The 2708-nt window shown below is 68.8% G+C and carries 3 protein-coding genes; 2 read left to right on the top strand and 1 reads right to left on the bottom strand.

What is annotated here, in order from left to right; genetic code table 11:
• On the bottom strand, positions 1-832 hold an 832-nt coding region (locus LOY02_RS01815; RefSeq protein WP_317180609.1), incomplete at its 3' end, for a Ku protein.
• Between the two features lie 18 nt (positions 833-850).
• Between LOY02_RS01815 and ligD (LOY02_RS01810) the strand changes: the two genes are divergently transcribed.
• Both ligD (LOY02_RS01810) and ligD (LOY02_RS01805) read left to right on the top strand, forming a co-directional pair.
• Positions 851-1801, top strand: coding sequence for a non-homologous end-joining DNA ligase (ligD, locus tag LOY02_RS01810; protein WP_317180608.1), 951 nt, complete (start codon positions 851-853; stop codon positions 1799-1801).
• Between the two features lie 62 nt (positions 1802-1863).
• Positions 1864-2708, top strand: an 845-nt coding sequence (gene ligD, locus LOY02_RS01805) for a non-homologous end-joining DNA ligase (protein ID WP_317180607.1), incomplete at its 3' end; no start/stop codon positions are given.

Here is a 2708-nt window from a genome sequence, read left to right as displayed (position 1 = left end):
CCTCGGCCTCGTCGCCCTCGGCCTCGTCGCTCGCGGCGCTCGCAGCAGAGCCGGACTTGGCCGCCTTCGCCTTGTCGACGCTGCGCTGCAGGGCTGCGAGGAGGTCGACGACCTCGCTCTCCTCGGCCTCGGGCGCGGGAGCCTCCTTGAGCTCGCCACCCTCGATCTTGCTCGCCACGAGCGCCTCGACCGCCTCCGAGTAGTCGTCCTCGAACTCCTCCGGCTCGTAGTCTCCGGCGAGCGAGTCGACGAGCGAGGAGGCCATGGCGAGCTCCTTGTCCGTGGCGTGCGTGTCCTCGGAGAGGAAGTCGAACTCCGGCTGGCGCACCTCGTCGGCCCAGAGCAGCGTCTGCAGCACGATGACCCCCTCGCGGACCCGGAGCACCGCGAGCGTCATCCGGGTGCGGATGGAGACGGTGACGAGAGCCATCCGGTCCGCCTTCTCGAGGGCGTCCCGGAGCAGGACGTAGGGCTTGAGCCCCGTCTTGTCGGGCTCGAGGTAGTAGGACCGGTCGAACAGGAGCGGGTCGATCTGGTCCGCGGGCACGAACTTCTCGATCGAGATCTCCTTGGACGATCGCGAGGGCAGCGTCTTCATGTCCTCGTCCGAGAGGACGACCATCTGCCCGTCCGCGGTCTCGTACCCCTTGGCGATGTCGGAATACGGCACTTCCTCGCCGTCGATCGAGCACACGCGCTGGTACTTGATGCGTCCTCCATCCTTCTCGTGGACCTGCCGGAACTGCACGTCGTGGTTCTCCGTCGCGGAGAAGAGGCGGACAGGGACGTTGACGAGTCCGAAGGAGACTGCGCCTTTCCAGATGGCTCGCATGAGAACAAGAATGCACCCATGCGCCCCATGCTCGCGACGCCGACTCTGACCATTCCGTCAGGGGACGCCTGGATTCACGAGGTGAAATGGGACGGAATGCGGGTGCTCGTCGACGTCAGCGACGGGTCGATCCGGCTCACCTCACGCACGGAGCGCGACGTGACGGTGGCCTTTCCGGAGCTCGCCGGCCTCTCGTCGGAATATGCCGACATGCTCCTCGACGGCGAGATCGTGTGCCTCGACGGTGGCAAGCCGTCCTTCGGCCTGCTCGCGGAGCGCTTCCACGTGACCAATCCGCGACGCGCCCTGCTCCTCGCGGAGCGCAGCCCGGTCACCCTCATGACGTTCGACCTGCTCCGGCTCTACGGCGTCGAGCTGCTCGGGCGCGCGTGGACCGACCGCCGCGCCACCCTGGAGCGCCTCGAGCTCGAGAGTGCGAGGTGGCAGACGCCGCCGACGTTCGAAGACGGGCACGTGCTCCACTCGGCGACGAGGGAGCAGGGGCTGGAGGGCATCGTCAGCAAGCGGATCAGCTCGATCTACCGTCCCGGCGTCCGCTCACCCGACTGGCTCAAGTCCCCCCATCGGGGCAGCACGTCGGTGGTCATCGGCGGCTGGCGACCGGAGTCGACGGGGACGGTGCGGGACCGGCTCGGTGCGGTGCTCGTCGGGGTGCCCGGACCCGACGGTCTCCGCTTCCTCGGCCGGGTCGGTGCGGGTCTGGCCGGGAAGGCCGGCGACGCGCTGCGGCGCAGTCTGACTCCTCTGGAGCTCGACGAGTCACCGTTCGCCACGGAGGTCCCACCCGAGGACGCGATCGGGGCGCGGTGGGTGCAGCCGCTCATCGTCGCCGATGTCGAGTCCCTCGGGCTGAGCCACCAGGGACGGCTGCGGCAGCCTGCCTTCAAGCGCCTCCGTGAGGACCTGACCCCCGACGACGTCGACGACCTCGTCCCCGGGGGTGCCTGATGCCCGGGCCGCCCCGACAGCATCCGGCCACGAAGGTCACCGTCGAGGTCGACGGACGACGGATGAAGCTGAGCAGTCTCGAAAAGGTGATGTATCCGGCAACGGGCACGACCAAGGCCGAGGTGATCGACTACTACGCCCGGATCTCGGCCGTGATTCTCCCCCATCTCGCTCACCGGCCGGTCACCCGAATCCGATATCCGCACGGCGTCGGCGACATGCAGTTCTTCGAGAAGAACGTGCCGGCCGGGACACCGGACTGGATTCGACGGGCGGGGCGCGACCCGGTCTTTCCCTTCATCGACGACCTGGCCGGCCTCACCTTCTTCGCCAACCTCAACTCCCTCGAGCTGCACGTGCCTCAGTGGCGGTTCGACGGGGTGGGGCGTGAGGCCGTCGCCCTGAACCCTGACCGTCTCGTCATCGACCTCGATCCCGGGCCTGGGACCGGCCTGCGCGAGGTGTCGGTGGTCGCCGTCCTCGTGCGCGAGCGCCTCACCGAGATCGGGTTGGATCCCGTTCCGGTGACGAGCGGGAGCAAGGGGATGCAGCTCTATGCGAGCCTGCCGGGCGCCGCGCACACGAGCGATGAGATCAGGGACACGGTCCAGCAGCTGGCCCAGGAGCTGGCGAGGAAGCATCCGGACCTCGTCGTCTGGAAGATGGCAAAGGACCTGCGCCCGGGCAAGATCTTCCTCGACTGGAGCCAGAACGTCGCGGCCAAGACGACGATCTGCCCCTACTCGCTCCGTGGTCGGGAGGCGCCGACGGTGGCCGCGCCTCGCAGCTGGGACGAGGTCGAGGCGGGGGCCGACGGCGAGGAGCTGCGCCAGCTGCGGTCGGACGAGGTCCTCGAGCGGGTCGAGGATTTCGGCGACCTGGCCGCCCAGATCGCCGGCCCTCGAGG

The sequence above is a fragment of the Intrasporangium sp. genome, from assembly GCF_032907665.1.
Classification (GTDB): domain Bacteria; phylum Actinomycetota; class Actinomycetes; order Actinomycetales; family Dermatophilaceae; genus Intrasporangium.
The sequence above is the reverse complement of the archived record's forward strand: the minus strand, read 5'-3'. Positions and strand labels throughout refer to the sequence as shown.

Coding starts and splice junctions, on each gene's coding strand:
- ligD (WP_317180608.1), top strand. CDS start 851: ATGCGCCCCATGCTCGCGACGCCGACTCTGACCATTCCGTCAGGGGAC.